This is a genomic window from Mycetocola miduiensis (genome assembly GCF_900115155.1).
GTDB lineage: Bacteria > Actinomycetota > Actinomycetes > Actinomycetales > Microbacteriaceae > Mycetocola_A > Mycetocola_A miduiensis.
In genome coordinates this window covers 67,339-73,731 of record NZ_FOVM01000012.1, presented here as the reverse complement: position 1 = coordinate 73,731, position 6,393 = coordinate 67,339, and the positions used below count along the sequence as shown (strand labels likewise).

The 6,393-nt window shown below is 67.2% G+C and carries 7 protein-coding genes; 2 read left to right on the top strand and 5 right to left on the bottom strand.

What is annotated here, in order from left to right; genetic code table 11:
- Positions 1–25: 25 nt before the first annotated feature.
- The 3 genes from BM197_RS15775 to BM197_RS15765 form a co-directional block, all read right to left on the bottom strand.
- Positions 26–1,489, bottom strand: a complete 1,464-nt coding sequence (locus BM197_RS15775) for a catalase (protein ID WP_090713260.1) — start codon at positions 1,487–1,489, stop codon at positions 26–28.
- Between the two features lie 95 nt (positions 1,490–1,584).
- Entirely contained in the window at positions 1,585–2,022 is a 438-nt protein-coding gene (locus BM197_RS15770; RefSeq protein ID WP_090713258.1) for a Fur family transcriptional regulator, read from the bottom strand.
- Positions 2,023–2,081: 59 nt separating this feature from the next.
- Positions 2,082–3,077, bottom strand: coding sequence for a stage II sporulation protein M (locus tag BM197_RS15765; RefSeq protein WP_090713256.1), 996 nt, complete (start codon positions 3,075–3,077; stop codon positions 2,082–2,084).
- Positions 3,078–3,094: 17 nt separating this feature from the next.
- Here BM197_RS15765 and BM197_RS15760 point away from each other — a divergent pair, with 17 nt between their 5' ends.
- Complete coding sequence (locus BM197_RS15760; protein WP_177216865.1) at positions 3,095–3,943, top strand: RDD family protein; 849 nt, start codon at positions 3,095–3,097, stop codon at positions 3,941–3,943.
- Positions 3,944–4,088: 145 nt separating this feature from the next.
- Here the strand turns inward: BM197_RS15760 and ahcY are convergent, their stop codons facing one another.
- Complete coding sequence (gene ahcY, locus BM197_RS15755; RefSeq protein ID WP_090713254.1) at positions 4,089–5,597, bottom strand: adenosylhomocysteinase; 1,509 nt, start codon at positions 5,595–5,597, stop codon at positions 4,089–4,091.
- Between the two features lie 58 nt (positions 5,598–5,655).
- Positions 5,656–5,877, bottom strand: coding sequence for a DUF3499 family protein (locus BM197_RS15750; RefSeq protein ID WP_090713252.1), 222 nt, complete (start codon positions 5,875–5,877; stop codon positions 5,656–5,658).
- A 72-nt stretch (positions 5,878–5,949) separates the two neighbouring features.
- On the opposite strand from BM197_RS15750, the gene BM197_RS15745 reads away from it, so the two are divergent.
- The gene (locus BM197_RS15745; protein ID WP_090713250.1) at positions 5,950–6,390 is read left to right on the top strand and encodes a metallopeptidase family protein; all 441 of its coding nucleotides are present in this window, start codon (positions 5,950–5,952) and stop codon (positions 6,388–6,390) included.
- Positions 6,391–6,393 lie beyond the last annotated feature (3 nt).

Sequence of the window (6,393 nt, the reverse complement as noted above, 5' to 3'; positions counted from 1 at the left end):
AGACGGGTTAGACGGGTTAGACGGGTTAGACGGCGAGCCTCGTCGCGAGCGCTGCACCGAGCTTGGCACCGAGCTCGATGTCGACGTTCGACCAGTAGGCGATCGCCCGGGCGCGGATCTCGTCGTTCACCACGGCGCCGACGTGCCCGATGATCTGGGCGAGGAGACGAGCCTTGGCGGCGTCGTCCATCACGTCGCGGTACAGGGTTCCGGCCTGGCCGAAGTCGTCGTCCTCCGGGTGCAGTGTCGCCGAGGTGCGCAGGAGCTCACCGTCGTTCTGCCATCCGGTCGACTCGGCAGCGCGTGCCGGGTCGGCGTGCGGGCCGCCGAACGAGTTCGGTGCGTAGACGGGACGGTCGGCTGGTGGGAAATCGATCCGCGCCGCGCCGTCCTTCGAGTAGCTGTTCACCTGTGTCTTCGCCGCGTTCACCGGGAGCTGGGCGTGGTTGACGCCGACGCGGTAACGCTGGGCGTCCGCGTACGAGAAGATGCGGGCCTGCAGCATCCGGTCGGGGCTTGCCGCGATTCCCGGAACGAAGTTCGCCGGCGAGAATGTGGCCTGCTCGATCTGCGCGAAGTAGTTCTCCGCGTTCCTGTTGAGCGTCATGGTGCCGACCTTGATCAGCGGGTAGTCGCCGTGCGGCCAGACCTTGGTGACGTCGAACGGGTTGAAGCGGTAGGTCTTCGCGTCCTCGTACGGCATGACCTGGACGGACAGGGTCCAGGTGGGGAAGTTGCCCTCCGCGATGTTCGTGTACAGGTCGTGCTGGTGGAAGTCGGCGTCCTGGCCCGCGATCTCGGCCGCCTGGTCTGCCGAGAGCACCTCGATGCCCTGGTTGGTCTTGAAGTGGTACTTCACCCAGAACCGCTCGCCTTCAGCGTTGATCCACTGGTAGGTGTGCGAACCGAAGCCGTCCATCTTGCGCCAGGATGCCGGCAGGCCGCGGTCGCCCATCAGCCAGGTGACCTGGTGAGCGCTCTCAGGAGACTGGCTCCAGAAGTCCCACTGCATGTCGTTGTTGCGCAGGTTCGAGCCCGGGAGGCGCTTCTGCGAGTGGATGAAGTCGGGGAACTTGATGCCGTCGCGGATGAAGAAGACGGGGGTGTTGTTTCCGACGAGGTCGTAGTTGCCCTCAGACGTGTAGAACTTGAGGGCGAAACCGCGCGGGTCGCGCCAGGTGTCAGGGGAACCCTGCTCGCCGGCCACGGTCGAGAAACGGGCGAGCATCTCGGTCGTCGCGCCCTGCTGGAACAGCGCGGCACGGGTGAACCGCGACACGTCCTCGGTGGTCTCGAACGTTCCGAACGCTCCACCGCCCTTGGCGTGCACGACACGCTCCGGCACACGCTCACGGTTGAAGTGGGCAAGCTTCTCGGTCAGGTAGCTGTCGATCAGCGGGATGGCGCCGTCGGCGCCGACGGTCAGCGACTGCGAGTCAGCCGCGACCGGGGTACCGGTGTTGGTGGTGGTGTACGAGTTGTCGGGCATGGATCTCCTTGATGGTGCAGGTGGGGCGTGTTGCAGTTCGGGCATTTCAGGCAGCGCCACGCTGCACAGGCAGCGGGGCGCGGAAGAGGTGAGGCTCAGCCGAGCGGCGCGGTCGCGCAGTCGGGGCACAGGCCCCAGTAGGTCACTTCGGCGGTGGTGAGGGTGAATCCGGATGTTTCGGCCGGGGTCAGGCACGGAGCGGCACCGACCGCACAGTCCACGTCCCCGATCGCGCCGCAGCGCGAACAGACGATGTGATGATGATTGTCACCGACGCGCAATTCGTACCGCGCCGGGGAGCCGGCCGGTTCGATGCGCCGAGCGAGACCGGCATCCGTCAGCGCGCTGAGCACGCCATAGACCGCTTGCAGCGACGTGTCGGGCAGCTCGGAGCGCACCACATCGAAGACACCCTGGGCGTCGGCGTGCGGGTTGCTCTCCAGCGCGCGCAGCACCGCGACGCGCTGTTCGGTGGCACGCAGGCCGGCGGAGCGCAGCAGGTCGCGTTCCGTTCCTGGCCGGGTCGTCGTCATGCCCCCAGCCTAGCCATTATTTTGAACCCTTCAAAACTGAGGGCGTGTCACCCGGGAGCTCAGTTCGCGTAGATCCGCGTCGCCCCAGCCTCGAACGCGGTCAGGTCGCCGGTCTCGCCGGTCCGGTAGGCGCGCCGGCCGACGACGAGCATGTAGAACAGGAACGCACCGAGGGCTGCGGCCCCGATCCCGATCTTCACCGGCCATGGCCACGGCTGCGGGGTGACGAATCCTTCCAGGATCCCCGCCACGAGCAGGACGAGCACGAGTCCGATGGCCACGGTGAACAGGGCGCGCGCGTCCTGGGCGAGCGCCTGGCCCCGCGTGCGGTTGCCAGGGGCCACCCACGCCCAGAAGATCCGCAGCCCGGCGGCCGCGGCGACGAAGATCGCGGTCAGTTCGAGCATCCCGTGTGGGGCGATGTAGAGAAAGAAGGTGTCGCCGTGACCGAAGCTGAAGAGCACAGCGGCCGTGACACCCAGGTTCTTGGCGTTCTCCAGCACCACGTACGGCACCCAGACGCCGGTGACGCCGAACGCGATGCACTGGGCGGCGATCCAGGCGTTGTTCGTCCACACCTGCCCGGCGAAGGATGCCGCAGGGTTCTCCGAGTAATAGTCGACGAAGTCTTCCTCAGCCAACTTCTGCAACTGCTCCGCGCTGCCCAGGTTCGCGAGCACCTGCGGGTCGCCGAGGATCCACGCCGCCCAGAGGGCTGCGACCAGGAAGGTGCCGAGGGCCACAGCGAGGGTGAGCCAGCGCAACCGGTACAGGGCGGCCGGCAATTGGAGCACGAAGAACCGTGGCAACTGGCTGAGCACGTTCGACCCCGCCGCGGTGAATTTCAGCCGCGCCTTGGACAGGCTGACACTCAGCCGGTCACCGTGCACGGTCGACCCCGCCGTTGTCTTGATCGCCGACAACTGCGTCGCTCCGGCCTGGTAGCGGTCGATCAGTTCGTCGGCTTCGGCGCCCGACAACGAGCGCTTCGACGCGAGCGCGTCGAGGCGGGCCCACTCTTCGCGGTGGGCTGCGCTGTAGGCATCAAGATCCATCTGCTTAGATACTATTCATGGCAGAGCCCGGCGGCACACTCTCGAACATGCCGGACTCCTCCGAGCTCCTCACCGGGGAGGCGGTCGCCCTCGACGTCCAGTCGACGAGCTTCATCCTCCGGGCAGCTGGCGCAATTCTCGACTTCCTCCAGACCGTCGTGCTCGCCGGCGCCTTCTTCTGGCTCCTCTTTGTCCTCGCCGGCCAGGGGGTGATCGACCAGTCCGCGATCGCGGCCTTCTCGACCTCCATCATTGTTTTCTGCTGCGTCGTCGTGCCCACCGCCGTCGAGACGCTGAGCCACGGCCGGTCACTCGGCAAACTTGCGATCGGCGCGCGGATCGTCCGGGACGACGGTGGGGCATCCGGCTTCCGGCACGCGTTCATCCGCGCCCTGACCGGTTTCCTCGAGATCTACATGACCCTCGGCGGCGTCGCAGCCCTGACCGGTCTGCTGTCGACGAGATCGAAACGCCTCGGCGACATGCTGGCAGGCACCTACGCCCAGCAGGAACGCGTTCCCCGGGTCACCGAGCCCGTGTTCGGCATGCCGCCAGCGCTGGCTTCCTGGGCGGAACTGGCGGACGTGGCACGGATGCCCGACCGCCTGTCACGCCGGATCGCCCAGTTCCTCAAGCAGGCACCGAAGCTGACGCCGGCGACGCGGGCGCGACTCGCGCAGGACCTCGCCGCCGAGGCATCCGCCTGGGTATCGCCCGTGCCGTTGGTCGACCCTGAGACCTTCCTCTACGCGGTGGCCGCCGCCCGTCGCGACCGCGAGTACGTCGCGCACCTTCTCGAACGAGAACGGCTCGCTCGGATCCAACCGGTGCTCACCGGGCGGCCGCACGGGTTCCCCGACCGCTAGGCGGCTCACTCAACCGGTCCGTTTCCCGACCCGCCGAGGCTCCCCCGCCGACGCGCCGACGCGACCCGAAACCATCCGCCCGCCCTCCGGTGCGCGAAACGGCGCCGCCGGCCGAAGCCAGGCGACGCCGTTTCGAGGAGCCGACTTAGTAGCGGTAGTGGTCGACCTTGTACGGGCCGTCGACCGTGACACCGATGTACGCAGCCTGTTCCTCAGACAGCGTCGTCAGTTCGACGCCGAGGGCATCGAGGTGCAGGCGGGCCACCTTCTCGTCGAGGTGCTTCGGCAGCACGTAGACGCCGACCGGGTAGTTCTCCCTGTGCGCGAACAGCTCGATCTGCGCGAGGACCTGGTTGGTGAACGAGTTGCTCATGACGAACGACGGATGCCCCGTGGCATTTCCAAGGTTCATCAGTCGCCCCTCGCTCAGGACGAGGATCGACCGGCCGGTCGGCAGGCGCCACTCGTGCACCTGCGGCTTGATCTCGACGCGTTCGGCGCCCTCGAGCGACTCCAGCCCGGCCATGTCCACCTCGTTGTCGAAGTGTCCGACGTTGGCGACGATGGCCTGGTGCTTCATCCGGAGCATGTGTTCCGTGGTGATGACGTTGAGGTTGCCTGTGCCGGTGACGAAGATGTCGACCTGCTCGACGACGCTTTCGATCTTCGCGACCTGGTAGCCGTCCATCGCCGCCTGGAGGGCGCAGATCGGGTCAACTTCGGAGACGATGACGCGCGCACCCTGGCCGCGGAGGGCCTCAGCAGCACCCTTTCCGACATCGCCGTAGCCGACGACGAAGGCGACCTTGCCGCCGATGAGGACGTCGGTGGCGCGGTTCAGCCCGTCCGGCAGTGAGTGTCGGATGCCGTACTTGTTGTCGAATTTGCTCTTCGTGACCGAGTCGTTCACGTTGATGGCGGGGAACAGCAGTTCACCGTTCTTGAAGAGCTCGTACAGGCGGTGAACCCCTGTGGTCGTCTCCTCGGTGACACCGAGGATGTCGGCGCCGATCTTGGTCCAGCGGTCGGGCGAGACCGCGAGCGAACGGCGGAGGAGGTCGAGGACGACCTTGCCCTCTGCGCTGTCCGCTGCAGTGGCCTCCGGGACCGCACCGGCAAGTTCGTAGGTCCGTCCGTTGTGAACGAGCAGGGTGGCGTCCCCGCCGTCGTCGAGGATCATGTTCGGGCCGGACCAGTCGGCGCCAGCGGCGTCCGCCTCGGCCGTCCAGTCGAAGATCTGCTCGGCGCACGCCCAGTACTCTTCGAGGGTTTCGCCCTTCCATGCGAACACCGGTACTCCGGCGGGGGCGTCGACGGTGCCGGTGGGGCCGACGGCGATCGCCGCGGCGGCCTCGTCCTGGGTCGAGAAGATGTTGCAGCTCGCCCAGCGGACCTGGGCACCGAGGGCGACGAGGGTTTCGATCAGCACAGCGGTCTGCACCGTCATGTGCAGCGACCCGGCGATACGGGCGCCGGCCAGGGGCTTCGACGCGCCGAACTCGTCGCGCAGGGCCATCAGACCGGGCATCTCGTTCTCAGCCAGCCGGATCTGGTGGCGGCCCGCTTCAGCGAGCGACAGGTCGCGAACCTGGAACGCCGGAGCGGTGGACGGAGCGGTCGATGTGGCGGATGCTGCGGGCGGAGTAAGCGTCATGGCCCTATTCTCGCAGACCTCCCGGCGTGCTGGCCGTGCGTCAGCGGGCCCCGGGAAGCTAGGCGGTCTGTCCCGCGTCCCGGAGGAGCTGGTGACGGATGACCTGCCAGCCCTGCGGCGCGCTCATCCGCTCGGCGTGGATCGAGCACAGGTCGTACGTGTGCGGTTCACGCGCCAGGGACAGCGGGCCGAGGACGGCCATCGAGTCCGCGTAGTCGTACGTAAGCGTCGAGACCGCGTCGCGGGAGCATCCGACTTTCGAACATGGCCTCTCAAACATTCTCCACACGATACAAGCTGGCGGCCCGTTCGCGGGGCACCTCGCCGAGCCGACGGCGAATAGAATGGCGTCATGGCCAGACGCACCACCCGGAGCAGCACATACGCCCGGCGAGCGGTGCGGCACGACCGCCATGGGCGCTCGGAACGGAGCCCGGCGACCGGTCCGCACCTCGACCCGCTGAAGAACCGAATCGACAGCTTCGACATGACCGTCGCAGCCGCCGCGGACTTTCTGCGCAGTGCATGGCCGGACGACCTGGCCAAGGTGCGATTCGAGGTCGGGGCCATGCCCCTCGGCATCCTGCCCGACGGCACCGTCCCACGCTGGTGGACGAGTTCCTCCGAGGGCCGTATCGTGCTGTATCGGTTACCGATCCAACGGATGAGCAAACTGCACCGCGACGACGAGCTGCACCAGCGGATGATGATCGAGAGCTGCGTCTTCAGAGCGACCGCCGAGCTCATCGGTAAGGACCCGTGGGATCTAGGGCCTGACCGATTCCACTTCTAGCTC